Source organism: Scleromatobacter humisilvae, assembly GCF_023231945.1.
In the GTDB taxonomy this organism is placed as follows: Bacteria; Pseudomonadota; Gammaproteobacteria; order Burkholderiales; family Burkholderiaceae_C; genus Scleromatobacter; species Scleromatobacter humisilvae.
In genome coordinates this window covers 1,358,383-1,383,774 of record NZ_JAJLJH010000001.1, presented here as the reverse complement: position 1 = coordinate 1,383,774, position 25,392 = coordinate 1,358,383, and the positions used below count along the sequence as shown (strand labels likewise).

Annotated in this window: 23 protein-coding genes; 9 read left to right on the top strand and 14 right to left on the bottom strand. The window is 67.8% G+C overall.

The window, feature by feature from the left end; all coding sequences use genetic code 11:
• Positions 1-118: 118 nt before the first annotated feature.
• The 8 genes from LPC04_RS06610 to LPC04_RS06575 all read right to left on the bottom strand — a co-directional run bounded on the left by LPC04_RS06610 (position 119) and on the right by LPC04_RS06575 (position 9,038).
• Entirely contained in the window at positions 119-1,822 is a 1,704-nt protein-coding gene (locus LPC04_RS06610; RefSeq protein WP_275681391.1) for a tannase/feruloyl esterase family alpha/beta hydrolase, read from the bottom strand.
• 111 nt (positions 1,823-1,933) lie between these two features.
• Positions 1,934-2,611 carry a PEP-CTERM sorting domain-containing protein gene (locus LPC04_RS06605; RefSeq protein ID WP_275681390.1) on the bottom strand — a complete coding sequence of 226 codons (678 nt, stop codon included), beginning with the start codon at positions 2,609-2,611 and terminating at the stop codon, positions 1,934-1,936.
• Positions 2,612-3,008: 397 nt separating this feature from the next.
• The gene (locus LPC04_RS06600; RefSeq protein WP_275681389.1) at positions 3,009-3,734 is read right to left on the bottom strand and encodes an ABC transporter ATP-binding protein; all 726 of its coding nucleotides are present in this window, start codon (positions 3,732-3,734) and stop codon (positions 3,009-3,011) included.
• Entirely contained in the window at positions 3,727-4,485 is a 759-nt protein-coding gene (locus LPC04_RS06595) for an ABC transporter ATP-binding protein (RefSeq protein WP_275681388.1), read from the bottom strand. Before LPC04_RS06595 ends, LPC04_RS06600 begins: the two co-directional genes overlap by 8 nt.
• On the bottom strand, positions 4,482-5,456 hold the full coding sequence (locus LPC04_RS06590) for a branched-chain amino acid ABC transporter permease (RefSeq protein ID WP_275681387.1): 975 nt from the start codon (positions 5,454-5,456) through the stop codon (positions 4,482-4,484). Before LPC04_RS06590 ends, LPC04_RS06595 begins: the two co-directional genes overlap by 4 nt.
• Positions 5,453-6,316 (bottom strand): branched-chain amino acid ABC transporter permease, encoded by an 864-nt coding sequence (locus LPC04_RS06585; protein ID WP_275681386.1) that lies wholly within the window; start codon positions 6,314-6,316, stop codon positions 5,453-5,455. The genes LPC04_RS06590 and LPC04_RS06585 overlap by 4 nt, the downstream gene beginning before the upstream one ends.
• Positions 6,317-6,325: 9 nt before the next feature.
• Positions 6,326-7,522: an ABC transporter substrate-binding protein gene (locus LPC04_RS06580; RefSeq protein ID WP_275681385.1), complete on the bottom strand. Its 1,197-nt coding sequence runs from the start codon at positions 7,520-7,522 to the stop codon at positions 6,326-6,328.
• Positions 7,523-7,763: 241 nt separating this feature from the next.
• Positions 7,764-9,038 carry a LysR family transcriptional regulator gene (locus tag LPC04_RS06575; RefSeq protein ID WP_275681384.1) on the bottom strand — a complete coding sequence of 425 codons (1,275 nt, stop codon included), beginning with the start codon at positions 9,036-9,038 and terminating at the stop codon, positions 7,764-7,766.
• Between the two features lie 126 nt (positions 9,039-9,164).
• Here LPC04_RS06575 and LPC04_RS06570 point away from each other — a divergent pair, with 126 nt between their 5' ends.
• From LPC04_RS06570 to LPC04_RS06545, 6 genes are all read left to right on the top strand, one after another.
• On the top strand, positions 9,165-10,274 hold the full coding sequence (locus tag LPC04_RS06570; protein ID WP_275681383.1) for a 4-oxalomesaconate tautomerase: 1,110 nt from the start codon (positions 9,165-9,167) through the stop codon (positions 10,272-10,274).
• Positions 10,271-11,311 carry an amidohydrolase family protein gene (locus LPC04_RS06565; protein ID WP_275681382.1) on the top strand — a complete coding sequence of 347 codons (1,041 nt, stop codon included), beginning with the start codon at positions 10,271-10,273 and terminating at the stop codon, positions 11,309-11,311. Before LPC04_RS06570 ends, LPC04_RS06565 begins: the two co-directional genes overlap by 4 nt.
• Complete coding sequence (locus LPC04_RS06560) at positions 11,308-11,991, top strand: 4-carboxy-4-hydroxy-2-oxoadipate aldolase/oxaloacetate decarboxylase (protein WP_275681381.1); 684 nt, start codon at positions 11,308-11,310, stop codon at positions 11,989-11,991. The genes LPC04_RS06565 and LPC04_RS06560 overlap by 4 nt, the downstream gene beginning before the upstream one ends.
• A 45-nt stretch (positions 11,992-12,036) precedes the next feature.
• Positions 12,037-13,401: an MFS transporter gene (locus LPC04_RS06555; RefSeq protein WP_275681380.1), complete on the top strand. Its 1,365-nt coding sequence runs from the start codon at positions 12,037-12,039 to the stop codon at positions 13,399-13,401.
• Positions 13,402-13,414: 13 nt separating this feature from the next.
• The gene (locus LPC04_RS06550) at positions 13,415-14,701 is read left to right on the top strand and encodes a gallate dioxygenase (protein WP_275681379.1); all 1,287 of its coding nucleotides are present in this window, start codon (positions 13,415-13,417) and stop codon (positions 14,699-14,701) included.
• A gap of 189 nt (positions 14,702-14,890) precedes the next feature.
• Positions 14,891-16,288 (top strand): porin, encoded by a 1,398-nt coding sequence (locus LPC04_RS06545; protein ID WP_275681378.1) that lies wholly within the window; start codon positions 14,891-14,893, stop codon positions 16,286-16,288.
• 559 nt (positions 16,289-16,847) lie between these two features.
• On the opposite strand, the gene LPC04_RS06540 is transcribed toward LPC04_RS06545, so the two are convergent.
• On the bottom strand, positions 16,848-17,753 hold the full coding sequence (locus tag LPC04_RS06540; protein ID WP_275681377.1) for a LysR family transcriptional regulator: 906 nt from the start codon (positions 17,751-17,753) through the stop codon (positions 16,848-16,850).
• 99 nt (positions 17,754-17,852) lie between these two features.
• Between LPC04_RS06540 and LPC04_RS06535 the strand changes: the two genes are divergently transcribed.
• Positions 17,853-18,575 carry an SDR family oxidoreductase gene (locus LPC04_RS06535; RefSeq protein WP_275681376.1) on the top strand — a complete coding sequence of 241 codons (723 nt, stop codon included), beginning with the start codon at positions 17,853-17,855 and terminating at the stop codon, positions 18,573-18,575.
• Between the two features lie 132 nt (positions 18,576-18,707).
• Here the strand turns inward: LPC04_RS06535 and LPC04_RS06530 are convergent, their stop codons facing one another.
• Positions 18,708-19,202, bottom strand: coding sequence for an MFS transporter (locus LPC04_RS06530; protein WP_275681375.1), 495 nt, complete (start codon positions 19,200-19,202; stop codon positions 18,708-18,710).
• Between the two features lie 220 nt (positions 19,203-19,422).
• Positions 19,423-20,076 carry an FMN-dependent NADH-azoreductase gene (locus tag LPC04_RS06525; RefSeq protein ID WP_275681374.1) on the bottom strand — a complete coding sequence of 218 codons (654 nt, stop codon included), beginning with the start codon at positions 20,074-20,076 and terminating at the stop codon, positions 19,423-19,425.
• A 351-nt stretch (positions 20,077-20,427) separates the two neighbouring features.
• Between LPC04_RS06525 and LPC04_RS06520 the strand changes: the two genes are divergently transcribed.
• A complete protein-coding gene (locus tag LPC04_RS06520; protein ID WP_275681373.1) occupies positions 20,428-21,333 on the top strand; it encodes a LysR substrate-binding domain-containing protein in 906 nt (301 codons plus the stop codon).
• Here LPC04_RS06520 and LPC04_RS06515 read toward each other — a convergent pair.
• Entirely contained in the window at positions 21,321-22,547 is a 1,227-nt protein-coding gene (locus LPC04_RS06515) for an amidohydrolase family protein (RefSeq protein WP_275681372.1), read from the bottom strand. The two genes, LPC04_RS06520 and LPC04_RS06515, sit on opposite strands and share 13 nt — an antisense overlap.
• A gap of 255 nt (positions 22,548-22,802) precedes the next feature.
• Between LPC04_RS06515 and LPC04_RS06510 the strand changes: the two genes are divergently transcribed.
• On the top strand, positions 22,803-23,255 hold the full coding sequence (locus LPC04_RS06510; RefSeq protein ID WP_275681371.1) for a carboxymuconolactone decarboxylase family protein: 453 nt from the start codon (positions 22,803-22,805) through the stop codon (positions 23,253-23,255).
• Positions 23,256-23,331: 76 nt separating this feature from the next.
• On the opposite strand, the gene LPC04_RS06505 is transcribed toward LPC04_RS06510, so the two are convergent.
• Together LPC04_RS06505 and LPC04_RS06500 are read right to left on the bottom strand one after the other, a co-directional pair.
• Entirely contained in the window at positions 23,332-24,234 is a 903-nt protein-coding gene (locus tag LPC04_RS06505; RefSeq protein WP_275681370.1) for a sigma-70 family RNA polymerase sigma factor, read from the bottom strand.
• Positions 24,235-24,334: 100 nt separating this feature from the next.
• Entirely contained in the window at positions 24,335-25,351 is a 1,017-nt protein-coding gene (locus LPC04_RS06500; protein ID WP_275681369.1) for a zinc-dependent alcohol dehydrogenase family protein, read from the bottom strand.
• Between the last annotated feature and the right edge of the window lie 41 nt (positions 25,352-25,392).

Below are 25,392 nucleotides of genomic sequence, written 5' to 3'. Positions count from 1 at the left end.
AAACGAAAAGGCGCTGCTCCCCGCGCTTCGTCCGAAGGGACTGAACTGCACGGAGCGGCAGCGCCGAGGCGGTCTTCGCCTGGTCGTCAGAATGGCGGCGGCAGCCGGCCGCCTTCGATCAGAGGCCCGTCACCGAGGATGGCAGCGCCGCAGGCGTGCACACCAGCTGCGTGCCGTTGGCCACGCAAGCCGACTGGTGTCCCGGGGTGTAGAGCGTGCTGCCGATCCAGCTGTAGTCGTCGGTGGCGTCGGTCGTGTCCGCCATCGTGACCGGATGGAAGCTGGTGTAGCTGTTCACGTCCGAGCCATCGTTGTTGTAGCGAGCCACCGTCGGGAACGGGTAGATGGGACGCGTCCGCGTGACGCTCGAGCCGGACATCTGCGACGCGACGACCATTCCGGGCACGGCGCCGGCCTCGACCCAGTTCATCATGTTGGTGAGCAGGTCGGCCGTGTCCGGGCCCTCGCCGCCGCCACAGTGGTAGACGCCCGGGAAGAGGTAGAGCTTCACGAACGAGTCCTCGACACCCGCGCCCATCTGGTTGCGCACCGCGTGGAAGTACTCGAGCGAGCCCTGCGGCGTGACGTGCTGGTCGGACCAGCCGTGCCAGATGATCATCTTGCCGCCGTTGTTGTTGAACGCGCTCAAGTCTGGGTTGTCGGCCGTCAGCGCGACCGCGAGCGCCTGGGCATTCCAGAAGCCGGCCGGGGTCAGCGGCAGCGTGTCCTTGGTGACGTTCCACGTCGGCATCACCTGGTTGGGCTGCCCCATGTAGCGGTACCACGACGTCACGAAGTTGAGGCTGCCTGACGGGCCCGCTGCCGTGTTCGGAACGAACAGCGACCAGGCCAGTTCCGAGCCCCACTCGTGCGCGATCTTGTGGTCGTAGTGCGTGCCATCGGTGCCCACCGGGCCGTCGTGCAGGCGCTGCGCCGCTCCCGCCTCCGCCGCGGTCAGGCAGGCGCTGGTATCGGCCGTCGTGCACACGTGCGCGACCGGGTTGAAGTGGCATTGGCGCGGGTCGTCGATCAGGCCGTCGGCCAGGCCGTCGATGGCGTCGCAGTCATTGAGCACCAGTTGATGCAGCAGGGGCAGCCGGCTCGCCACCAGGATGTAGTTCCCGGCGTCGTCCTGGTTGGACAGCGCGTTCCAGCCGTGGTGATAGGTGTTCTGCGTGACGCCGTCCTGCACCAGCGCACCGCCGATGATGCCGTTGAAATCGGTCGGATAGCGCTGCGCCTCCATCATCGCTTCCCGGCCGCCGTCCGAGCAGCCGTCGAAGTACGAATACGCGGGCGTCTTGCCATAGAACTTCTGCGCCAGCGCCTTGGCGACCTGCGCGGTGACATGCTCGCCGCGGTACGCGAAGTCGATGATGGCCTGTGGGTTGTTGGCCGCCCAGGCACCGTTGGGGCTGCCGCCGCCCTGGTGGCCCATGTCGGTCGAGGCGGTCAGGATCGAGCCGTCGTTGACGACCGCGCAGCCGGACGACTCCGTCGGCGCCAGCGAATTCGAGACCATGCCGCACTCCCCGCCGCAGCCCGACTGCACGTAGCGCTGCGACCAGCCCGTCATCGGCAGGTCGACCACCACCGTGTTGGCCGGCGCGACGGTCATCGTGACCTTGCAGTACGGCTGGGCGGTGGCGCTGGTCGCGACCGCCGCGGTCATCGTCACCTTGGCGTCGGTGTAGCGCGTGACGTCGAGGTTCACCAGCGATGCGCACGCGGAGATGGGGGCCAGCTTGGGCAGTTGCAGCTTGAGGGGAACGGCCGGGGCCGTCGCGACGGCGGCGAGGGCCGCCTGCATCGGAACGGTCACGCTGAACAGGGCGGCAGCGAGGCACGCAGCCGCTGAACGGCGGCCATGGCGGCAATCAGGTTGTCGACGATCGGTATTCATTGTTGTCTCCTTCATCCAGGGTTGAGGTGCTCAGCGCGCGTCGTCGCGGATCAGCTTGCGGCGACGCGCCGCGATGATTCCGAGACCGAGCGCGAGCAGCGCGAGATTGGTGGGCTCGGGAACCGAGGTCGTGAAGCGGACGTTGTCGACCGCGACGTAGTCGCCGTAGGAGCCCGGCGTGATGACGACCGAGGTGATGTCCGGCGCCGACAGGCTCAATGCGAACTGTCCGTAGTCCGATGCGCCGCCCGTCACGGTGCCGACCAGCGTGTTTCCGCTGTAGGCGTAGATGGCGACGTCGGTGCCGTAGTAAACGGACGCGAAGTCCGCGCTCAACGAGCTGACGGCCTGCGCGAACGAGATCGTGAAGGCGGGATCGCCGTCCTCGGCTTCCCAGCCGCTGTAGCTGCCGAGAATGTTGCCGCCGACCAGCGACGGGGTGCCCAGGTTGTTGGTGTCGGAGCCGGTGGCGCTGACGAGGGTCATGTCCGTGTTGTCGGCCCATGCGCCGTTGCCCTGGGACTGGGCGTCGTACGTCCTGGCGCCGCCCGCGGTGAACGTCGCGCCGGTGGCCGACGCGTATTGGCTGGAGATCGTGGTGCCGGCCGCGAGGTCGTCGAAGTTGATCGTGTAGGTGGCCGCGCTGGCCGTTGCTCCGGCCACCATCAATCCGATGCCGAGCGCGATCGCGCTGAGTGAAGGCTTCATGTCTCTGTCTCGCTTTCTGTCTTGAGTTGGGCCACCGGTTGCCGATCGACCCTCGTGGAAGGCGTCTCGCACCGACTGCGTCTTGTGCGTCGGGTCCATCGGCTTTGCGGCCTGGCCTCGACGATGAAAAGTGTCCCGCGCGGGACAGGCCGACAGCGTGAGTAATGGACCGAGTCTTGATGAGACTTTCTTATGCGGTGTTTGTACGGACGGCAGACCTGCCGTACGAGCTTCGAGAAAATGACGCTCAAACTCAGATTTCAGTATCGACACAAAGTTATGGCGTTTTCTTCACGCGTCGATTGATCGATGCGATGGGCGCACGCGCGCCGTCCGCGCTCGACCCGAGGGCGGAAGCGTCGCGAGGCACGAACGGGCAAGCGGCCTCGGCGCCCTGTCAGCCCGACGCGCGCGGCGTCCCGGCGTTCACCGACAGCCACGCATCGAGCGTCGCCTTGTCGCGCAGCAACTCGTCGCTGTCGCCCGCGTGGACGATGGCTCCGCGATCCAGCACCACGGCGCGCTGCGTGATCGGCAGGATGTGGCGCGGGTTCTGTTCGACGATGATGGCGCTCATGCCCTCGTCGCGAACGACGCACGCGATGGAGCGCAGCAACTCCTCGACGATGATGGGCGCCAGGCCCTCGAGCGGCTCGTCGAGCAGCAGCAGCTTCGGGTTGAGCACGAGTGCCCGAGCGACGGCCAGCATCTGCTGCTCCCCGCCGGACAACTCGTTGCCCATGTTGGCCTTGCGCTCGGCCAGGCGCGGGAACATCCCGTAGGCGCCGGCGATCGTCCACGCGCCGGGACGTGCCACGGCGCTCAGGTTCTCGTCCACGGTCAGCGACTTGAAGATGTTGCGCTCCTGCGGCACCCAACCGATGCCCGCGGCGGCCCGCTTGTGGGACGCCAGCGTCGTGATGTCGAGGCCGCCCAGCACGATGCTGCCCGCGTGGCGACGCGTGGCGCCGGCGATGGTGTTGAGCAGTGTCGTCTTGCCCGTGCCGTTGCGCCCGAGCAAGGCCAGTGATTCGCCCTGGGCCAGGCTGAGGTCGATGCCCTGCACCACGACGGCCTCGCCATAGCCCGAGCGCAGGCCGCGAACGGCCAGGAGTTCAGGCATGTGCGTCCTCCCCTTCGCCGAGATACACCGCCTTGACGCGCGGGTCGGCGGAGATGCTGGCCACGTCGCCTTCGGCGAACACGCTGCCGTTGACCAGCACGGTCACGCTGCGCGCGAAGTTGAAGACCAGACCCATGTCGTGCTCGATCAGCAGGATGGAGACCTCCGGCGGCAAGGCGTTGATGATGTCGAAGATCTCATGCCGGTCGCCTTCGGGCACGCCGGCCACGGGTTCGTCCAGCAGCAGCACGCGCGGCTTGCATGCCAGCGCGGTCGCGATCTCCAGGAGGCGGCGCTTGCCGTAGGCCAGGTGCCGCACCTTCTGGTGCATCACGTCGTCGAGGTGGAACTGACGCAGCAGGACGTCGCACTCGTCCCCCACCGCAGCTTGCGAACCCAGCACGCGCCAGAAGCCGCGCGCCAGGCCTTGTTGCGACGAGACCGCGAGCGCCAGCGACTGCAGCGGCGTCAGGTCGTTGAACAACTGGTTGATCTGGAAGGTGCGCACGATGCCGCGCGCGACGCGCCGGTGCGGTGCGAGGCCCGTGATGTCGCGGCCGTCCAGCCAGACGCTCCCCGCCGTCGGTGCGAGCACGCCCGTGAGCAGGTTGACCAGCGTCGTCTTGCCTGCGCCGTTGGGGCCGATCAGTGCGAGGCGCGCGCCGGTCTCCACCTTCAGCGAGACGTCGTTGGTGGGCGTGATGCCGCCGAAGCGCTTGAGAAGGCCGCGCGTCTCGAGGACGATGCTCATGGCGTGCTCCTCGCCCACCACTGGCGCGGTGACAGGAGCCGCTCGCGGCCCACCAGCATCAGCACGACGAGGAACAGGCCCAGCCAGAAGTTCCAGTATTGCGGCGTCCACGCGGAGATGATGTCGTGCAGCAGCTTGAAGACGATCGCGCCGAACACGCCGCCGTACAAGTAGCCCGTGCCGCCGATCACCAGGACGAGCATGACGTCGGCGCTGCGATGGAAGTCGAACAGGTCCAGCGATGCGAAGCCGCTGGTCTGCGCGACAAGCGCGCCCGCCGCGCCCGCGAGCGCGGCGGCCAGGATGTAGACGACCACGAGCCGCGCATTGACGGACAGCCCGATACTTGCCACGCGCAGCCGGTTGTCGCGCAAGGCCTGCAGGGAAACGCCCAGCGGCGAATGCACGACACGCCGCGCGACCAGCAGCGCCGTGACCAGCACGAACAGCGAGTAGGCGAAGGCCACGCGACCGCCGATGTCGAAGTCGAAGCGCCCGAAGGGCGTGACGACCGGCCCCATGGCGACACCTTGCAGGCCGTCGGCGCCGCCGGTCAGGCCGTCGAACTTGTTGGCGAGCTCGTACAGGATCGCGGCCTCGCCGAGCGTCACCATCAGGCGCGTGAGGTCCGAGCCGCGAAGGATCAGCACGCTGCTGACCGCGCCCAGGACGGCCGAGCCGACGACGGCCACGCCCAGGCCCACCCACGGATCGGGCATCACGAGCTTGGCGAACAAGGCGGCGGCGTAGGCGCCGAAGCCGAAGAACGCGGCATGCCCCAGCGACACGATGCCGGCATAGCCCAGGATGAGGTCCAACGAGACAGCGAACAGCGCGAGCGTGGCGATCTCGTTGAGCAGCAGCGCGCGACCCGGCAACGCGAACCACGACGCCACCAGCGCCGCCAGCACCGCGAATTCCCACCAGCGCCAGCGTGCATGCGCGCGCAGTCCTTCCAGTGACGCGCTCATCGGCCGACTCCCTTGCGCACGAACAGCCCGTGCGGCCGCAGCAGCAGGATCGCCACCATCAGCGTGTAGACGATGAACGAGCCCAGCTTGGGCACGTAGTACTTGCCTGCGACGTCAGCGATGCCCAGCAGCAGCGCCGCGAACAGTGGGCCGGTGATCGTGCTGGTGCCGCCGACGGCGACGACCACGAGGAAATAGATCATGAACTTGAGGGGGAACGACGGATCGAGTCCGAGCACTTCGGCCCCGAGGGCACCGCCGAGCCCCGCCAGGCCGGAGCCGACGGCGAAGGTGAGCAGGAACACGCGGTTGACGTCGATGCCCAGGCCTTGCGCCACGCGCGCATCGTCGACCGACGCCCGCAGCCGGCTGCCGAAGCGCGTGCGCGTCAGCGCCGCCTGCAGTCCGACGGCCAGCAGGCCACACACCACAATGATGAAGAGCCGGTACTTCCCGACGCCGACGGCCGCGAAGTCGAATCGGCCGCGCAGCCAGTCGGGGATGTCGACCGGCTGCTGCTGCGAGCCCGCGAAGTAGTCGACGGCGGTGACCGCCATCAGCACCAGGCCGATGCTGAACAGGACCTGGTCGAGATGCGGCTTCGCATACATCGGCCGATACAAGGTCCGCTCGCACACGGCGCCGAGCGCCGCCGTGGCCAGGAACGTCAGGGGCAGCGCGGCGAGGAACGGCAGGTGCAACCGCTCCATCATCATCACCATGGCGTAGCCGCCCAGCATCGCGAACGCGCCGTGCGCCAGGTTGATGAAGTTCATCAGCCCCAGCGTCACCGCCAGCCCCACCGCCAGGAGGAACAGCAGCATGCCGTAGGCGACGCCGTCGAACAGGAGGGTCAGCATCGGGTGCGCCTACTTGGCCTTGCCCGGATCCTTGACCGCGGCCATCGTGTCGATCTCCACGTTGAACAGCTGGTTGCCCATCGCGGGCACGCGCTCGACCCGGCGCGTGTAGACGTTCTGGACCACCTCGCGCGTTTGCGGATCGATCGTCACCGGCCCACGCGGGCTCTCGAACGACTGTCCCTTCATGGCCGCGAGCAGTGCGTCGCCGCCCGCTCCCTTGGTCGCCTTGAGCGCCTCTAAGATCACCCGCATGCCGTCGTAGGCGCCCACGGCATGGAAGTTGGGGCGCATGCCGTTGTTGGCCTTCTCGAAGTCCTCGACGAACTTCTTGTTGACCGCGGACGCGTGCGCTGCCGAGTAATGGTGCGACGACACCACGCCCAGCGCCGCGTCGCCCATGTCGTTGAGAAGGTCGTCGTCGACGACGTCGCCCGTGGCCAGCAGACGGATGCCGGCCTTGCCGAGGCCTCGCTCGGAGAACTGCTTCATGAACGAGCCGCCGAGGCCGGACGGCACGAACACGAACACCGCGTCGGGCTGCGCGTCGCGCACGCGCTGCAGGAACGGCGCGAAGTCCGGGTTGGCCATCGGCACCCGCAGCGCGCTCGTGACCGTGCCGCCGCCCGCGGTGAAGCGCTCGGTGAAGGTCCTTTCGGCATCGATGCCAGGGCCATAGTCGGACACCAGCGTGACGACCTTGCGGATCTTGTTCTTCGTCGACCAGTCGGCGATGCCCAGCGTGATCTGCGGCACCGTGAAGCCCGAGCGAACGATGTACGGCGAGCGCTCCGTGATGACGGACGTCGCGGCGCACATCACGACCATCGGCGTCTTGCTCTGGGTGGCGATGGGCGCGGTGGCGAAGGCCAGCGGCGTCAGCCCGAAGCCGGCGAGCACGGTGACCTTGTCGTTGACGACGAGTTCCTGCGCCTCGCGGCGCGTGGTGTCGGCCACGCCCGCGTCATCCTTGAGGATCACCTCCACTTTGCGGCCCGCCACCGTGCCACCGCTTTGCGCCATGAACAGCTTGACCGCGGCATCCACCTGGCGGCCTGTCGACGCGAACGGTCCGGTCATCGGAATGACCAGGCCGATCCTGATCGGCTCGTCGGCGCGCGCCGCGCCGAACAGCAAGGTCGCGGCGGCGAACGTGGCCGCCAGCTTCAGGGTGGCGCGCCGGCTGGCGTCGATGTCACGGGTCATGTCTGAGTCTCCTGGGCGTGGACGATGTTGTCGTTGGCGACGGTGTCGTGTGCATCGACAGTGTGGGCACCGGACGCCGGGCGCGGCGTGACTTCGCGCTTCCGCGCCATCAGAGATTGTTATTTCTAGGGTAAGCCCGAGGATCCTTCAGCCCGATTTCGCGGGGTAAGACCACACCATCCCGACCTGTTTTCACGCAGGAAACTTATCGATCCTGCATCAACAAACGCAAGGCACGGGCTCAGGCGCGGAAGTCGGAGCTGTCCTGGACGACGTCGCGCACCTTGTCCATCAGCGCGCGCGCTCCGGGCGAAGGTAGCGCGCCCTGGCGCAGCGAGATGCCGATCTGGCGCATCGTGCGGTCGAGCGGGAAGTCGATCACGACGAGGCTGCCGGCCTGGATCTCGTAGCGCAGCTGGTGGGCGGAGATCGCGGTCAGCATGTCGCTCTCGAGCAACAGGCCGCGCAGCACCGCGAGGTCCCCTGTCTCCACGGACGGGTGCGGCGGCCCTTGGCGGGCGTCGGAGAAGAAGCGGTCGAACAACTCGCGCGACGGGGCGCCCCGTCGCGACAGCACCCAGGTCGCCTCGCGCATGTCCTTGAAGTTCGCCCGCCGCCCCGCCAGCGGATGCCCGGCGCGCGCGATGACCGAGATGCGGTCGAGCATCAAGGGCTCCTCGCGGATTTCCGAGTCTGGCGGCAGGTTGCGCAATGCCCCGAGGATGAAGTCGATGTCGCCGCTGCGCAGCGATGCGGCCAGGACTTCGTACGGGCTCTCCACGGTCGCCACGTGCAACTGCGGATGCTCGCGCAGCAGCAGCGCGATCGCCCGCGGCAGGATGTGCGTGCGCCCCAGCGGCAGCGCGCCCACCGTGATGCTGCCCTGCAGGCGGCCCTCGATCGCGGCCAGGTCCGGGATGATGTGCCGCAGTTCGGACAGGACGCGGCGACAGTGGAAGATCAGGATCTCTCCGGCCTGCGTAGGCACCATGCCGCGCGCCGAACGCTCGAAGATCGGCACGCCGCAGGCCGTCTCGAGGTCCTTGAGCGCCGCGCTGATGCCGGGCTGCGTGACGCCGAACTCGCGGGCGACCGCGGTGATGCTGCGCTTCTCGGCGAGACTCGCCAGGATGGCGAGGCGGCGCCCGTTCAGGATCGATGCGAACGTCGAGTGCAGGTCGTGCGAGCCCTTCACGCCGCCGCGGGCCATCAGCTGCTCGCTGGCCTGGTCGAACGCCTGCTCGATGCGGCGCGCCCGCAGCAGCACGCTCTCGCCGTACGCGTTGGGGACGACGCCGCGCGCGCGTCGTTCGAACAACGGCAGGCCCAGCGCCTGTTCGAGCTCCGAGATGGAGCGCGTCACCGCCGAGGAGACGCGGAACAGATCCTCGGCGGCGCGCGCGATGCTGCCGTGGGCCGCCACCGAGATGGCAGCACGCAGGTGCCTCAGGTTGATCGCCAGCGCATCACCATGGCGGTCATCGATAAGTTTTCGATGGGGTTCCTGACGGTTCATGAGTGCCATGTTGCGCTGAGATCCCTTCGTACGGCATCAAGGGTTAACCCTTTTGTATAAGAAACTCAGAACGCTCGGAAAGTCGAAGTCAGCTCACGCGTCGACCGGCTGAAAGACACTGGGTGCATGACGACGAACCTCGCCACGCCCGCATCGCCGAGACCCGGCGACGAAGTGCCGTGCACGCTGATGCGCGGCGGAACCTCGAAGGGCGCCTACTTCCTCGCCACCGACCTGCCGGCCGACGCGGCCGCGCGCGACACGCTGATCCTGGGCGCAATGGGCCATGGGGAACCGCGGCAGATCGACGGCATCGGCGGCGGCACGCCACTCACGACCAAGGTCGCGATCGTGTCGCGGTCGACACACGAGCACGCCGACATCGACTACCTGTTCGGCCAGGTCGTGGCCCACGAATCGCGCATCGACTACGCGCCCACCTGCGGCAACATCCTCGCCGGCGTCGGTCCTTTCGCGATCGAGCAGGGCCTCGTGCCTGCGCGGGACGGCGATACGGCCGTGCGTATCCGGATGGTCAACACCGACTCGCTGTGCACGGCCGTCATTCGCACGCCGGATGGCCGCGTGCAGTACGCGGGCGACACCGCCATCAGCGGCGTGCCCGGCACGGCTGCGCCGGTGCTGCTGAAGTTCGCCGGCATCGCGGGCTCGTCCTGCGGCGCGCTGTTGCCGACCGGCCGCGTCCGCGACGTCGTCGACGGCGTGGCCGTCACCTGCATCGACCACGGCATGCCCGTCGTCGTCCTGCGCGCGTCCGCTGTCGGCGCGAGCGGCTACGAAACGCCGCAGTCGCTCGACGCCGACGTCGCGCTCAAGGCACGCGTCGAGCGCATCCGCCTGCTGGCCGGCCCGCTGATGGGCCTCGGCGACGTCGCCGACAAGGTGGTGCCGAAGATGACGCTGGTTGCGCCAGCGATCGACGGCGGCGCCATCCACACGCGCACCTTCATTCCCAAGCGCTGCCACGACGCGATCGGCGTGCTGGGGGCCGTCTCGGTCGCCACGGCGTGCCTGATGGACGACTCGGTTGCCGCCGAATTCGTGCCGCGCGCGGACGCGCGCGAGCAGTACCTGTCCATCGAACACCCTTCCGGCGAATTCACCGTGCGCCTCGTGCTCGGCGCGCGCCCCGCGGAGTTCGAGTCGGTCGCCCTGCTGCGCACCGCCCGTGCGCTGTTCCGCGGGCAGGTCGTCATTCCAGGAAACGATTCATGATCATCGACATCCACGGCCACTACACCACGGCGCCCAGGGCGCTGGAGGCGTGGCGCAACCAGCAGGTCGCCGGCCTCGCCGACGCCGCGCTGACCCCCTCGCCCGACGCGCTGAAGATCAGCGACGAAGAACTGCGCGAATCGATCGAGGCGAACCAACTCGCGAAGATGCGCGAGCGCGGCATCGACCTGACGGTGTTCTCGCCGCGCGCCAGCTTCATGGCGCACCACATCGGCAACGTCGAGACGAGCGTCACCTGGGCGCGCCTGTGCAACGACCTGTGCGCTCGCGTCGCCGGCCTCTACCCGGACAACTTCATCGGCGCCGCGATGCTGCCGCAGTCGCCCGGCGCCGACCCGCGCACCTGCCTGCCCGAACTCGACCGCTGCGTGAACGAACTGGGCTTCGTGGCGCTCAACCTCAACCCCGATCCGTCAGGCGGGCACTGGACGTCGCCGCCGCTGTCCGACCGCCACTGGTACCCGATCTACGAACGCATGGCCGAGCTGGACATCCCCGCGATGATCCACGTGAGCACCAGCTGCAATGCGTGCTTCCACACGACCGGCGCGCATTACCTGAACGCGGACACCACCGCCTTCATGCAGTGCCTGACCTCCGACCTGTTCAAGGACTTCCCCACGCTGCGCTTCGTGATCCCGCACGGCGGCGGCGCGGTGCCTTACCACTGGGGACGCTTCCGCGGCCTCGCGCAGGAGATGAAGAAGCCGCTGCTCGAGGAGCACCTGCTGGAGAACATCTTCTTCGACACCTGCGTCTACCACCAGCCCGGCATCGACCTGCTCACCAAGGTCATCCCCGCGAAGAACGTGCTGTTCGCCTCCGAGATGATCGGCGCCGTGCGCGGCATCGACCCGCAGACGGGTCACGCCTACGACGACACGCGCCGCTTCATCGAGGCGGCGCCGACGCTGAGCGACACCGAGCGCCGGCAGATCTTCGAACTCAACGCGCGTCGCGTCTATCCGCGCCTGGCCGCGGCCCTCGACGCTCGCCAACAGGGAGCCGCGCGATGAACACGCTGGGCATCGTCAAGAGAAACATCGAGCGCGCGCCCGCCGAGGCCGTTGCGCGCCTGCGTGCATTCGGCGTCGCCACCGTGCACGAGGCCATGGGCCGCGCGGGCCTTGCGCAGCCGGTGCTCGCGCCGATCTACGAAGGCGCGCGCGCCTGCGGTCCGGCGGTCACGGTGCTGCTGCAGCCCGGCGACAACTGGATGATGCACGTGGCCGCCGAACTGCTCCAGCCGGGCGACGTGGTGATCGCCGCGTGCACCACGGCCAATGTCGACGGCTTCTTCGGCGACCTGCTGGCGACGTCGTTCCGCGCGCGCGGCTGCGCGGGCCTGGTGATCGACGGCGGCGTGCGCGACGTGCAGGAACTGCGCGAGATGCGCTTCCCCGTCTTCGCGCGCGCCCGGAACGCGCGCGGCACGGTCAAGGCCACGCTGGGCTCGGTCAACGTGCCCGTCGTGTGCGCGGGCGCGCTGGTGCACCCGGGCGACGTCGTGGTGGCCGACGACGACGGCGTGGTCATCGTGCCGGCCGCATCCGCCGCCGAAGTAGCCGACCTCGCGGCGGCCCGCGAAGCGAACGAAAAGAACAGGCGCGCCCGCCTCGCCGCCGGCGAGCTGGGACTGGACATCTACGACATGCGCGGCAAGCTGGCCGCGGCGGGGCTGCGCTACGTCGACTGAGATCGACGGCGGCCTCCGCGACACGACGAACTGGAGACAAGACTCATGAGACATTCCGCACGCGTGGACGTGAAGACGTTCATCGACGATCGCCCGATGGGCGCGATGCAGTGGCTGTTGCTGGCCCTGTGTTTCCTGGTGGTGGCGGCCGACGGCATGGACGTCGCCATCATGGGCTTCCTGGCGCCCTCCATCCTGCAGGAGTGGCATGCCTCGCGCGCCGCATTCGGCCTGGTGATGAGCGCCGCGCCGGTCGGCCTGGTGCTGGGCGCGCTGATCGCCGGCCCGGCCTCCGATCGCATCGGCCGCAAGACGGTGCTTACCATCTCCGTGCTGCTGTTCGGCATCTTCACGGCGCTGACCTCGTTGACCGCCGACCTCACCGGGATGGCCAGCCTGCGCCTTCTCACGGGACTCGGGCTGGGCGCGGCCATGCCCAACTCGACGACGCTGCTGTCGGAGTACGTGCCGCAGCGCTCGCGCTCGCTGCTGATCGCGATCATGTTCACCGGCTTCAACCTCGGTTCGGGCGTCGTCGGATTCGCCGCGGCGTGGCTGATCCCGCAGTTCGGCTGGCGTGCGGTGCTGCAGGCCGGCGGCGCGCTGCCGCTGCTGCTGGTGCCGCTGCTGGTGGTGCTGCTGCCCGAGTCGGCGCGCTTCATGGTCGTGCGTCGCCACGCGGCGGAGCGCATCGGCGCCGTGCTGGGACGCGTCTGCCGCACCCACTTCGAGCCGGGCACCGAGTTCGTGGCGCCGGAGCCGGCCCTGCAGGCCAAGGCGCCGACGCGCGTGCTGTTCTCGCGCGGCTACGGCGGCATGACCGTCGCGCTGTGGACGACCTACTTCATGGGCCTGCTGGTGATCTACCTGCTCACCGGCTGGCTGCCGACGCTGATCAAGGACGCGGGCCTGCCCATCGCAAAGGCCGCCAGCATCACGGCGATGTTCCAGATCGGCGGGACGCTGGGGGCGATCCTGGTCGGCTGGGCGATGGATCATGTGTCGCCGACCCGCGTCATCGGCGTGTCCTACGCCGTGGGTGCCGCCTGCATCCTGGCGCTGTCCAGCGCGGGCCCGCTGTCGAGCTCGCTCGGCCTGCTCGTCGCGGCCGCGGGCTTCTTCATGAGCGGCGCGCAGACCGGCCTGAACGCGTTCGCGCCGAACTGCTATCCGACCCTCGCGCGCGCGACGGGCGTCAGCTGGATGCTGGGCATGGGTCGCTTCGGCAGCATCCTGGGCTCCAGCATCGGCGGCGTGTTCCTGGCCGCGGGCTGGGGATTCGGCGCCATCATCGCGATGCTGGCGATCCCGGCGCTGCTGGCCGGCCTGTCCGTGCTCAAGGCCCGGGTGGCCGACGACGTGTCCGACGCAACCGGCGCCCGCGGCGAGTCTCGCCTCGCCCGCATCTGAACGGAGACACACCATGGCTCGCATCATCGGCGGCGTCGCCTGCTCGCATACGCCCACCATCGGATTCGCCCACGACAAGGCGGCCGGCGACGACCCCGTCTGGGGCCCGATCGTCGCGGCCTTCGCGCCGGTCAAGGCCTGGCTGAAAGAGCAGAGGCCGGACGTCGCGATCGTCGTCTACAACGACCACGTCACCTCGTTCTTCTTCGACCACTACGCTGCGTTCGCACTCGGCGTGGGCGAGCGCTTCGAGGTGGCCGACGAGGGCGGCGGACCGCGCGACCTGCCGGGCATCCAGGGCCATCCGGCCTTCGCGGCGCACATCGGCGCGTCCCTCACCGCCGACGAGTTCGATCTCTCGTTCTTCCAGGATCGCCCGCTCGACCACGGCTGCTTCTCGCCGCTGTCGGTGCTGTGCGACCACGCCGGCGGCTGGCCGTTCCCCATCGTGCCGCTGCAGGTGGGCGTGCTGCAGTCGCCGGGTCCCAACGCGCGCCGCTGCTGGAAGCTTGGCCAGGCCCTGCGGCGCGCGATCGAGAGCTTTCCGCAGGACCTGCGCGTGGCCATCATCGCCACCGGCGGCCTGTCGCACCAGGTGCACGGCGAACGCTCGGGCTTCAACAACACCGGGTGGGATGCGAAGTTCCTCGACCTGATCGTCAACGATCCGGTGCGCCTGACGGAGATGACGGTGGCCGAGCTCGCGACGCTGGGCGGCTACGAGAGCGCCGAGGTCATCATGTGGCTGGTCATGCGCGGCGCGCTGTCGGCCAACGTGACGCCGCGGCACCAGGCGTATTACCTGCCGTCGATGACCGGAATCGCCACGCTCGTCTTCGAGAACCACGCGACGCCGGCGCACGAGTCCGAGGTGCGCCGGCACCGCGAGCACATGGCGCGCGAAACGCTGGGCCTGGACGCGCTCGAGGGCACCTATCCGTTCACGCTGGAACGCAGCGTCAAGGCTTACCGCATCAACAAGTTCCTCCACTCGCTGATCGACCCGCAAGCGCGCGAGGCGTTCCGGGCGGACGAGGCCGGGGCGATGCGCACCGCGGGCCTCAGCGACGTCGAGCGCGACCTCCTGGCACGCCGCGATTGGCAAGCGCTGATGCACTACGGCGTCATCTTCTTCCTGCTCGAGAAGCTCGCGGCGGTGAGCGGCTTGTCGAATCTCCACGTGTACGCCGCGATGAGGGGCCAGAGCATGCAAGAGTTCCTGCAGACACGGAACGCGCCGACTGCCGTGTATTCGGTGTCCGGAAGCGACCCCTCGGCCCGGAAACCGCCACACCGTTGATGCCTGAAGCAGCCCTGCGCTGCTGACGTCGACCACCCCCGACCGAAGAAACGGAGCACCTCGGTGCCCCGGGAGAACACTCGCGTCCATTTTTTCAATCAGCCGCGCCGATGACTGATCACGTCGTGCGCCCCGCGACTTTGGCTGCATCCGGATCAACACCACCAGACCACACCGAGGAGACCTCAGATGAACCGCCCATCCCTGTTTCGCATGAACGCCGTCGCAGCCGCGCTCGCGTCGAGCGCATTGATCCTTGCATCGGGCGCCGCGCGCGCCGACCAGCTGAGCGATCTGCAGGCCGCGCTGCAGAAGCTGCAAGCCCAGGTCGCCGACCTGCAGGCGCAACGCGCCGCGGACGCGCAGAAGGCGGCAGCCGCGCCGGCCGCTGCGGCTCCTGCGCTGGTCGTCAACCCACCGCCCGCCATTCCTGCGGTGACCGATATCGGCACGGCCTCGCAGCTCGTGCCCGTGCCGCGCCTTCTGCAGCTCAGGACCAACGGCGGCAGCTTCATGGTCTATGGCTCGATCGACGAATACCTCAACCACATGAGCAGCAGCGGGGGCGTCAAGATCAACTCGCTGCAGGACGGCGCCATCATGCGCAGCCGGCTCGGCTTCACGGGCTCGAAGGACTTCGGATCCGGCTACGGCGGCGGCTTCACGCTGGAGACGGGCCTGAACGCCACCAATGGCACGCAAGCCGATCAGCCGAACGCCGCCACGACGGGCCTGACCACCAGCGGCCGCCTGTTCGACCGCCAGGCCTGGGCCGGCGTGACGACGCCCTATGGCGAGGTGCGCGTCGGCCGCCAGAACAGCGAGCCCTTCCTCGGCGGCAACTACGTCGACTACACCGAGCGCACGCTGGGCTCGGTGGTGAACTCGTTCGGCGTGCCGTCCCGGTACGACGGGGACATCGCCTACATCTCGCCGCGCATCGGCGGCGTGCAGATGGCGGCGCACTACGCGCTGGGAGGCGGCGGCAACCAGGGCAAGAGCGCGTACAACCAGGGCGTGTACCAGCTGCGCGTGGACTACATCGGCGGCCCGGCCCACGTCGGCTACCAGGGACTGGTGGCCCACGCGCCCAGCGGCTCCGCGCACGGCAACGACGTCTTCTATCACAACGCCTACGTGAACTACGACTACGGCCAAGGCACGATCTACGCGACCTACGTCCGATCGAACAACGGCGGCGGCGCGCTGAACAACACGGGCGGCAACGAAGTCGGCAACCTGCCCACGGTCGTGAGCGGCACCAACGCGACGGTCAGCACCGCCTATGACGTCTACCAGGTCTCGGCGGACTACCGACTCACGCCGACGCTCCGCCTGGGCGGCCTGTACGGCAAGATCAAGGACAACCAGGCGTCGAGCGGCGACGCCTCCGGCTGGTCGGTAGGCGCCTACTGGCAGGTCTTCTCCAACCTGACGCTTTATTCGCTGATCGATTCGATCGACAACAACTCGACCGCCGCGTTCAGCCTGGCCGGTTCGGCCGCGCTGACCAAGAACTTCTCCGGGACCAACCTGACGGGTCAGCGCATCAACGGCGTCCAGGTGGGTGGGTTGTTCCGCTTCTGAGCATCGGTGCCGCCCGTTCATCCGCGGTTCACCGGGCGCGGATCGGACCCTTTCGACGGCGGCCCATATGTGCAGGTCGAGGCAGGAGGCGACGAGAGGATTCGGGGCCGGATCAGGAAATTGCGCCATTGATCGAGGAGGCTGCCAGGCTTGCGCGAAGAATCACGCGTGCACGTCCCGAGATCCCGCTGCCACGCCGCTCCGGTTCAGTGAGCGGGCGCAGAACCCCGGACGCGACGACGCGCCTTCTTCAGCATCCTGCGTCGCGTCCACGCAAGGTCAGTCATGAAGATCGCTCGCGATGCCCGAGCGCCGTCGGCAAAGGCCGCTGCCGACTTCACGGGCTCCGTCGGGATCGTCCTTTCTCGGCTGAGGGCGACGGTCGATCGGTCGGCGCCGTCGTGATGTTCACGGTGTACGACGATGCCCTCCAAGCGCAGATGCTGCGGCCCAAAGCGGGTGGCGCCAACGGGTCGCATCGCAACGAGGCCCGCGCATCACGCTGCGAACCTTCCGCGCGGCGCTCGCGTTGGCGCCAATCGTCCTCACGAAGCCCGTGTTAAGGACACACCGCTTTCCGCATCGTATCGCGCAGCCAGACCTGGGCCGGATCGGCGTGCGCGCGCGCGTGCCACGCCATGGAGACTGAGAATCCCGGCACCTCCAGCGGCACGGAAACCACCGCCAGCTGCCCGGCCCAGTGGCGCGCCAGCCGCGCAGGCACGGTGGCGATCAAGTCGGTCCCCTCGATCAGCCGGGGTACCAACAGAAAGCTGTTGACCGAGATCTGCACCCGCCGGCTGCGATTCAGCGCCTGAAGTGCGCCGTCCACGGCGCCCACGAATCCGCCGCCGCTGGTCGACACCAGCATGTGGGCAAGACTGCAGAACGTATCCAGATCCATCGACTTGGCAGCGGCGGGATGGCCTAGCCGCATCACACACAGAAAGCCTTCGTCGTAGAGCTTGCGCGCGTGCAGCGCGGCGGGCATGGGTTGTGCGGTGAGCAACGCCAGGTCGATCTCGCCGCTGGCCATTTGTTCGGGCAGGGTCTGCAGGTCGACGCGCTGCATGGCCAGCTGGCACTGCGGCGCGAGCATGGCCAGCCGCGCCGCCAGTGGCGTGGTGACGCTGCTGTGGATGGAGTCGGTGGCCGCGATGCGGAACACTTGCTGCGCCGTCAGCGGATCGAAGGCCAGCCCCGCACTGATCAAGCCATGAAAACCGGCCAGCAGTTCGCGCAAGGGAGCCTTCAGCGCCAGCGCGCGCGAGGTGGGTGTCATGCCCCTGGGACCGGGCACCAGAAGCGGGTCGCCAAAGGCATCGCGCAACTGGCGCAGTTGCGCCGACAGGGCCGGCTGCGACAGACCAAGCCGCGACGCGGCGCGGGTGACATGGCACTCGGCGAGCAGCACGTCCAGTGAGACGAGCAGGTTCAGGTCCATGCGGGGCAGCAGGTTCGTCATAACCAGTTTGGATGATTCACATAACGACAATCCATTTTACGGATTGACAACCGCTCCCTAGAGTTCGTTCATCGTCGTGAACCCCTCGGAGCAATGAAAATGTCGATCGCCAACCAACGCATCCTGATCATCGGCGGCAGCAGTGGCATGGGCCTGGCCAGCGCCAGCCGCCTCGTACAAGCTGGGGCTGAAGTCTTCATCACGGGGCGTGATGCGGCCAAGCTCGACGCCGCCGTCTCCTCCCTCGACGGCAAAGCCATGAGCATCGAAGCCGACTTCACCGATCCGGCCTCGCTCAAGGCGCTGATGCGACGCATCGGCCGCCTGGACCACCTGGTGCTGGCTGCCGCCGGCCCTGCTGCCTGGGGCCCCTTCGCCCAACTGCCCGTGGAAGCCGTGCGCATCGCGCTGCACACCAAGCTGGTCGGCTACTGGCAAAGCCTGCAAGCGGCCTTGCCCATCCTGCGCAGGGATGGCTCGGTGGTCTTCATGACCGGCGCGGCCTCGCGGGTCGCGATGAACGGCACCGCCGGCCTGGCAGCCGTGAACGGCGGCATCACCCAGATGGCGCAAACCCTGGCCAAGGAACTGGCGCCTCTGCGCGTGAACGTGGTTTCGCCGGGCCTTGTGGACACCCCGGCCTATGACGGTATGCCCGCCGAAGCCAAGGCCGGCATGTTCGCCGGCGCGGCCAGGAGCCTGCCCGTGGGCCGTACCGGCGTGCCGGACGACATCGCCCAGTGCGTGGAAATGCTGGTTGGCAATACCTTCGCGACCGGCATGGTGCTGGACATCGACGGCGGCGCTCGGACCCCGCTGTGAGCACGAGTTTGAAATTCGGCTTTGGGTGGCGAGACTTGACGTCCACTGCTCGGCGGTCCGAACGTCGAGTCCCGGGCACCCGATCTGGCGCGGTCGATGTCGATTCTGAGTCGGCCACCAGCCGGTCACGTCTCAGACTCTTTCGTCCAGGAACCGCCGGCATCTCACGTCCGCGATGACGCCGAGATCCAGCAGCACCGCCGACAGGCCCATGAGCGGCAGGCGCATCGATTGTGGAAGCGCCCAGGGAAAGAAGGCGTCCGGACTGCCGGCCACCCACGCGAGTGCGAGCGCGAGCGGTACCGCGGCATGCTCGAGTCGCGTCGTCGCCCGGCTCCAGTCCTTGTCGCCCGCCCAGCCCGCGACCGGCGCGACCACGACGCCGGTTGCCCCGGCCAGCGAGAACACTGCGATGCCCCGTTGGCCCAGGCCGAACGGCGGCTGAAACAGCCGCAGCGCGATTGATGTCCAGAAGAGGCCGAACGCCGCCATGCACAGTCCTTGCCAGGCGGCCCGTTCGCGCAGCGCGGGCTCCGACGCCAGGATGTCCCGGAGCGACCGGATCAGCGACGCGTAGCCCGCTGAAACCGGCGGCTGGCGGCGCGGGAGCGACCACTGCAGCGACACGCTGGGCGCGGCGCGTCGGAAGAGACCAGTCCAGGGTGGTTCCCGCGGCGGCGAACAGCACCGGCGCCGCGCCGGCGATCTGGATCGGGATGTGCCTCCAGGCCCCGGCCTCGGAGGTCAGCATTGCGTCGGACAACGGCCGCGGGCGAGGTCTCTCGAATCAAGATGCCGTGCCGAATCGCTTACGGCGCAGTGCCCCGCGCGGCGGATGCGGTGGCACTTACTGCACTACGGCAAGATGACGAGCCAGCCGCTCGATCTTCGCGTGCGCATCGGAGATCGAATGCCGATGGCGCTGATCGCCGAACTCCTGGAACTCGATCGCAACGCAATGAAGGTCCGTCCGGGCGACGCCAATGTAGTGGGCACAAGTCCGAACATGGGACTCGAGGTGTTCCCGGTCCTCTCGAATGCCGCCGACGCCAAAGCCGAATTCCCCCGAAGCCGTCAGCAGTACCAGCTTCTTGCCGCTCAGCAGCGGCGACAGCGGCCATGTCGTCTCGGTCCGGTCGAAGCTGAACGTGCGGCGAATGCGGATGACCTGGTCGAACCAGGCCTTCAATGCGGCCGGCATCCCGTAGTTGTAGCGGGGCGCCGACACCACGATCACCTCCGCTCGCTTCAACTCGTCGATGGCCTCGTCTGAATAGCGCAGGACTTCTTTCTGTTGTTCGGTCTGCTGCTCATCCGGCGTGAAGCAGGCCGCTATCCAGGCCTCGGTCAGCATCGGTGGCGGGCTGGTTCCCACGTCGCGGCGGATCAATGTATCCCGAGGGCGATGCACCTGCCAGTGTTTCAGGAAGAGCTTCGACATCTCGCGCGAGAGCGAGCCTTCGTTGCGAGCACTTGAATCGATGGCGAGCACGTTAATCATGGGCAATCCAGTTGGCCTCGAGGTTGGACTTGTGCGTGGTTCGAGCCTCACGCTCCTCGACATCCGGGGAACGGGATCGAACCGATCGAGACAGCACTGTCGGCGCCGCGCGCTTCGTCATCAACCGAGTAATTCTTCGACTGGGGCTGAGTAAATTTCATCGCATTCGGGGGCCGAGGTCGCAGCCACCGGTCTCGATTCTTCAGCGGGCTGCAAGCATTCGCACCTTGGTTCGCGGACGGGTCGGAACTACCGCGCCCCGCGCCGAATCGTCCCGCCTTGCGGCATGTGAGGCCTATCCATTGCGGCTAGCATGAACGCCGGAGCGCATTGGACCGCCCCCGACTTGCCATGACGCCCCTGCGCCGAAAACTGCCCCCGTTGAACGCATTGCGAGCATTCGAGGCTGCGGCACGCCACCTCAGCCTCAAGAACGCGGCCGACGAGTTATGCGTCACCGCTACGGCAGTGAGCCATCAGGTTCGCCACCTCGAGAGCCTGGTCGGTACACGACTGTTCGAGCGCCTGCCGCGCTCGATCGCGCTCACGCCCGCGGCGCTGCGGCTGTACCCGGTGTTGCGTGACAGCTTCGACCGCATGGCCGCCGGGGTCAACGAACTGTCGGCTTCGAGCCGCCACATTCGCATCAGTGTCACGCCGGCCTTCGCGTCACGCGTCATCGTGCCAGCGTTGCCGCAGTTCTACTCCGCGCATGCGGAGACGACACTTGCGATCGACGCGACCGAGCGGCTGGTGGACCTGCGTCGCGGTGAAGCGGACGTGGCGGTGCGCTACGGTCGTGGCGATCACGGGTCACTGGACGCCTGGCCCCTCGCCGACGACGAGTACATCCCAGTGGCGGTGCCGGGCCTGGCCCGCGGAGGCCTGACGGCGGCGGCGCTGAAACGGCAACGCCTGCTGCACTTCCGCTGGAAGAACGAACAACTCGGCGGCCCCACATGGGGGCGCTGGATGACTGCTGCCGGCTCGCCTGGTTTCAATGAGTCGGACTGCGTGAATTTCAGCGACGAGGCCCTCGTCGCGCAGGCAGCTCTCGATGGTGTGGGCGTGGCACTGCTGAGCAGCGTCCTGGTGCGCGGTGAACTGGTACAAGGCCGTTTGGTGCAGGTGCACCCTCTGAGCCTGCCCGGCCTGCGCTTTTCTGCCGTGGCAACGCCCGACCATCCCGAACGCGAGACCATCGTCGAGTTCGTGCGTTGGTTGAAGGCACTGATGCAGGGCCCTCAATCGCTCTGATCCGCTTCCGGATGGGCGCGATCGAACAGCACCTTGCCCGCGCGGATCGTGTAGCGGACATCGGAGAACGCGCGAACACCTTCCGACTTCGGGTCCGACCCGAGCACGGTCAGGTCGCCGTCCATGCCCGGAGCAACACGCCCTTGGTGGCTCGTGGTCTTGAACAACGCTGCGGGCGCGGTCGTCAACATGGCCAGGATGTCGTCGATCTTCAGGCCAGCCAGGGACAGCTGCCTGTATTCCTCGGAGACGTCGTAGTCGGCGAGAAACCCCGTGTCGGTTCCGAACACCAGGGGGACGCCGGCGCGATGGGCCCTGAGCACGAGGCGTCGAATTTCCTGGATGTTCCTGTCCTGGGCGAACAGCTTCAGCGTGGGGACGATCGTGACGCGTCTTCGGGCGAGGTCCCGGATCTCGGTCTGGTCGAAACCATGAACGTCTTCCAGCGCGTGCGCAAGTACGTCGACGCCGCTGGCCGTGGCGATGCGAACCCCTTCAAGGTTCGTCGGATGCGCAAAGACGATCGCACCCAGGCGATGCGATTCGGACGCTGCGGCGGCGGCGATGTCACGGCGCATCGGCTGCACCTGTTCGGGAGCAACGATCGAACCTGTGAACAGTTTGGTGATGTCTGCGCCGGCGGCAAGATTTCTCGCAACAAAGTCCCGGGCTTCATCGGGCGATGCGGGCTGGCCCACTTTCGTGGTGAAACCAGAGGGCAGGTCGGCCAGATAGAAGGGCAGGGCCTTGGCGGGAAACACCGGCAGGCCGGCCGTCCGGATGTGCGGTCCCGCGACTTCCCCGCGCTCGATGCGTCGCCTCAACTCGTTCGTGACGGCTGGATCCGATCCCGTGTCGACGACCGACGTGAATCCGGAATGCGTGAGCATTTGCTGGAGTTGCCGCTCCAGCGTCCGGGGCGGCAGATGCGCAACGCCAAGCCACTGGGGCCCGACGAAGTGGACGTGGGCGTTCCAGAAGCCCGCAAGGATGACGCAGCCATCGCAAGCCAGTACTGTGGTGCCCGGCGGCAGCGCGACGCGATCCGAGACCGCGGCGATCCGGCCGTCGTGGATCAGCACCATGCCGTCGACGAGCGTGGCAACGCCCGGCGCCGGATAGATCCTGGCATGGACGATGGCGATATCCGAGGCCCGGCAATCCGCTCCCGTGATGCCAAGGGCCGCAGCCAGGATGATTGCACTCGTCTTCATGGGCAGGTTCCTCATGTCACTCGATTCTTGACTCATGTGCGCGTTCGACCACGCGGGTGGGCGAGGCCCCGCGCGCTCGCGGGAATCTTTCCGTCATCGGTCACCTTTGTGCCTGCCCGCGCGTCATGCCCAGGACGTCCCTCGCCACCCGGCCCGCCGGGTGGCGAGAGACGTTCATCGCAGGCGAAGATCTCCGGGAGACTGCCGACCTTCGCCGATGTCATGAACTTTTGGAAAACACACATGGAACCAAGAATGAAGAATCCCGCATTGGTGCTCGAAGGCGCGAATGCGGCCATCAGATCGCTGATTTCGACCGTCTTCAGCAGCGGAGTCCCAAAGTCGACCTTGGACCTGGTCGGCTTGCGCACGGGCCAGATGAACAACTGCGAGTTGTGCATCGGGCAGTCGCTGGGCAGCGCGGAGCCCGGCGAGGCGGCTCGCGCGCGCCTCGATTCAGTGGCCACTTGGCGCGCGGCGTCATGCTTCAGCGAGTCCGAACGTGCTGCCCTCGAACTGTGCGAGGCAGCAACGACGTTGGCCAACCGATACGACTCGGTTCCGGACGCGTTGTGGCGTGAGCTCAAGCGCCATTACGACGAGAAGCCCCTCGCCGGATTGGTGCTGTTCGTCGCTGCGATGAACATGTTCACTCGTGTCAACGTGTGCACCCGGCAAACCCAGCCGGAATGGGTCCAGGCCGCCTGACCTGGCGACATCCGGGCCATCCACCGCCAGCACGGCCTCGTCCGTGCTGGCACCCGCACAGGAGCTCCACGCCGGATCACCTCGCGCCTGGCTGGTCATCGAGGAGCACCACGTCGCAGGCCAGCAAGGCGGCGGGCTCGGCCACCGCATGAATGGCGGCAATCCGGCCGTCTGCCATCTCCAGCCGAAGCACGAGGAGCAGCCTGCCGCCAGGAGCCACGGCGATATCGACCGCACCGTCCACCATGGCCGGTCTGGCGGCCTGTGCCTTGCCGCTGAACAACTGGGCGACGCGTGGCGCGCCGCGCGCCCGCGCTTGGCCGCCGAGCCGGACAGCCTCCGGGTCTGCCGTCAGCACGACTTCAGGGTCGAGCAGCGTCAGCAGTGCCGCGAAATCGCCGCCGCGCGAAGCGGCGAGGAAGGCATCGACGATCTCGCGCCGGCGTGCGCGATCGACTCCGCCGTCGGCTCGAGCACCTTGCACGCGGCGGCGCGCGCGGCTGGCCAGCTGGCGGGTCGCCTCCTGCGAACGGCCGATGATCCGCGCGATGTCCTCGAAAGGCACGGCGAACAGGTCGTGCAGCACGAACGCGACCCGCTCGGCCGGCACCAGTCTCTCCAGCACCGCCTGCATCGCCAGGCCAACCGAGTCGGCCATCGCAATCTCGTCGGCGGGGTCGGCGCCCGTTGCGGCGAACACGGGGCCTGCCCCGCCGGACTCGGCCTCGAGGCGCTCGATCGAATCTTCCTGGCGCGCCCTGCGGGCCCGCAAGGCGTCGAGGCAGAGGCGTCCAACCACGGTGGTCAGCCAGCCGCCGATGTTCTCGATACGAGCGTTGTCGACCCGGTTCAATCGAAGCCAGAGGTCCTGTACCGCATCCTCCGCTTCGCCGCGCGATCCGAGGATCCTGCGGGCCACCGAGGTCAGGCGAGCTCGATTCGCCTCGAACTGCTCGAGCAGGAAGTTGTCCATGGTCATGTCACATCGCGCTTTCGTGTTGCGTCATGACCTTGACGAACGAACGACAGCCGATGTGACAGATCCTGCCTGCGGGCCGGCATCCTTGCCCGGGTCCGGACTACGAGACGTGGATGACGACCTTGCCGAAATGCTGACCTGCTTCCAAGTGTGCGTAGGCCTGCGCCGCCTGCTCGAAATCGAATACCCGGTCGATGACCGGGTGGATGTGGGCGGCCTCGACCAGGCAGTTCAGGTCTTGAAGCATCGTGCGGCTACCGACGTGGATGCCGCTCAGGTGCTGCACCCCGGTGATCAGCCCGATCGGACCGATCTCGACATCGCCGAAGCCGCTGACGCCGCCAATGACCGACACGGTGCCTCCCATGCGTACCGCAGCCAGCGAGCGGGGCAAGGTGCCTTCGCCGCCGACCTCGACGACCAGGTCGACGCCACGGCCAGCCGTCAGTCGCCGCACCTCGTCCTGCCACTCCGGGTTCGTGCGGTAGTTGATCGTCGCGTCGGCGCCCAGCGCCCGGGCGCGCTCGAGCTTCGCATCGCTCGACGATGTGACGATCGCACGCAGCCCTGCAGCTTTGGCGATCTGCAACGCCCAGATCGACACGCCGCCGGTGCCCAGGAGCAGCACGCTGGCGCCGGGTTGCAGGCCGCCGTCGGCGAACAGCGCGTTCCAGGCGGTGATGCCGGCGCAGGCCAGCGTGGCTGCCTCCGTGTAGTCGAGGTGAGCCGGGATCGTCGCGAGCACCCGCTCGTCCGTGAGGAAGAACTCGGCGAGGACGCCATCGGTGTGCGCGCCGAGGGTCACCGCGATCTTCTCGGGGGTCGGGTCGCCGTCGATCCAGTGGGGGAAATAGGTGTTCACGACGCGGTCGCCGGGCTTGAATCGGGTCACGCGGTCGCCGACCGCGATCACTTCGCCAGCGCCATCGGTCAGCGGGATCACCGGGCGATCGGACACGACAGCGTAGTTGCCATGAGCGAACATCAGGTCGCGGTAATTCAGCGAGACGGCGCGGATGCGCACCAACACGTCGTGAGGGCCCGGCTGGGGCGTCGGGGCGTCGAAGCGTTCGAGACCGGCAATGCCGGCGCCGCAGAGAAGTCGATAGGCTTGCATGGAGGTTCCAGGGGTGAGTCGATCTTTGGCTCCCAAGCCAG

Bases quoted from the DNA above. Each gene is read 5' to 3' on its own strand.
- LPC04_RS06605 (WP_275681390.1), bottom strand. From the start codon at position 2,611: ATGAAGCCTTCACTCAGCGCGATCGCGCTCGGCATCGGATTGATGGTG.
- LPC04_RS06600 (WP_275681389.1), bottom strand. From the start codon at position 3,734: ATGCCTGAACTCCTGGCCGTTCGCGGCCTGCGCTCGGGCTATGGCGAG.
- LPC04_RS06595 (WP_275681388.1), bottom strand. From the start codon at position 4,485: ATGAGCATCGTCCTCGAGACGCGCGGCCTTCTCAAGCGCTTCGGCGGC.
- LPC04_RS06590 (WP_275681387.1), bottom strand. From the start codon at position 5,456: ATGAGCGCGTCACTGGAAGGACTGCGCGCGCATGCACGCTGGCGCTGG.
- LPC04_RS06585 (WP_275681386.1), bottom strand. From the start codon at position 6,316: ATGCTGACCCTCCTGTTCGACGGCGTCGCCTACGGCATGCTGCTGTTC.
- LPC04_RS06580 (WP_275681385.1), bottom strand. From the start codon at position 7,522: ATGACCCGTGACATCGACGCCAGCCGGCGCGCCACCCTGAAGCTGGCG.
- LPC04_RS06575 (WP_275681384.1), bottom strand. From the start codon at position 9,038: ATGAACCGTCAGGAACCCCATCGAAAACTTATCGATGACCGCCATGGT.
- LPC04_RS06570 (WP_275681383.1), top strand. From the start codon at position 9,165: ATGACGACGAACCTCGCCACGCCCGCATCGCCGAGACCCGGCGACGAA.
- LPC04_RS06565 (WP_275681382.1), top strand. From the start codon at position 10,271: ATGATCATCGACATCCACGGCCACTACACCACGGCGCCCAGGGCGCTG.
- LPC04_RS06560 (WP_275681381.1), top strand. From the start codon at position 11,308: ATGAACACGCTGGGCATCGTCAAGAGAAACATCGAGCGCGCGCCCGCC.
- LPC04_RS06555 (WP_275681380.1), top strand. From the start codon at position 12,037: ATGAGACATTCCGCACGCGTGGACGTGAAGACGTTCATCGACGATCGC.
- LPC04_RS06550 (WP_275681379.1), top strand. From the start codon at position 13,415: ATGGCTCGCATCATCGGCGGCGTCGCCTGCTCGCATACGCCCACCATC.
- LPC04_RS06545 (WP_275681378.1), top strand. From the start codon at position 14,891: ATGAACCGCCCATCCCTGTTTCGCATGAACGCCGTCGCAGCCGCGCTC.
- LPC04_RS06540 (WP_275681377.1), bottom strand. From the start codon at position 17,753: ATGACGAACCTGCTGCCCCGCATGGACCTGAACCTGCTCGTCTCACTG.
- LPC04_RS06535 (WP_275681376.1), top strand. From the start codon at position 17,853: ATGTCGATCGCCAACCAACGCATCCTGATCATCGGCGGCAGCAGTGGC.
- LPC04_RS06525 (WP_275681374.1), bottom strand. From the start codon at position 20,076: ATGATTAACGTGCTCGCCATCGATTCAAGTGCTCGCAACGAAGGCTCG.
- LPC04_RS06520 (WP_275681373.1), top strand. From the start codon at position 20,428: ATGACGCCCCTGCGCCGAAAACTGCCCCCGTTGAACGCATTGCGAGCA.
- LPC04_RS06515 (WP_275681372.1), bottom strand. From the start codon at position 22,547: ATGAAGACGAGTGCAATCATCCTGGCTGCGGCCCTTGGCATCACGGGA.
- LPC04_RS06510 (WP_275681371.1), top strand. From the start codon at position 22,803: ATGAAGAATCCCGCATTGGTGCTCGAAGGCGCGAATGCGGCCATCAGA.
- LPC04_RS06505 (WP_275681370.1), bottom strand. From the start codon at position 24,234: ATGACCATGGACAACTTCCTGCTCGAGCAGTTCGAGGCGAATCGAGCT.
- LPC04_RS06500 (WP_275681369.1), bottom strand. From the start codon at position 25,351: ATGCAAGCCTATCGACTTCTCTGCGGCGCCGGCATTGCCGGTCTCGAA.